The organism is Pseudomonas sp. HY2-MNA-CIBAN-0224, assembly GCF_040310285.1.
GTDB classification, from domain to species: Bacteria; Pseudomonadota; Gammaproteobacteria; order Pseudomonadales; family Pseudomonadaceae; genus Aquipseudomonas; species Aquipseudomonas helleri.
Genome location: NZ_JBEOPQ010000214.1, coordinates 1 through 407 on the forward strand (window position 1 = coordinate 1; position 407 = coordinate 407).

Sequence of the window (407 nt, forward strand, 5' to 3'; positions counted from 1 at the left end):
GTATTAGTGGGTTTTGCTGCGTTAATTAATCAAGCCATTCGTAATACTGACCAAGCCTTTAGAATTGGCGGTGACGAATTTGTGATTATTACCCAAGGGGATGTTAATGCAGCGGCAATAGTATGCCAACGTATTATTGATATGATGCCGAAACATTCTGAGCTCACCGAATATAACATTCAGTGCAGTTTAGGCATTGCGGAGTCGTTACCGCAGCAACATGCAGAAAATATATATGGGCGCGCCGATAAAGCCATGTATTGCGCAAAAGCCGCTGGCAGAAACTGCTTCCGAATTAGCGCTAATTAGCGCTACCTTATCCCAGGGCAACCGCATGAGTGTTCATTAATTAGCCATATCACTGAATCCAGCATTTAATACCGCTTCTAAGTATGCTGTTTTCATCC

At 43.2% G+C, this 407-nt stretch carries 1 protein-coding gene; it reads left to right on the top strand.

Features of this window, described 5'->3' with window-relative positions; translation table 11 throughout:
* On the top strand, positions 1-309 hold a 309-nt coding region (locus tag AAEZ03_RS26080), incomplete at its 5' end, for a GGDEF domain-containing protein (protein WP_350582641.1).
* Between the last annotated feature and the right edge of the window lie 98 nt (positions 310-407).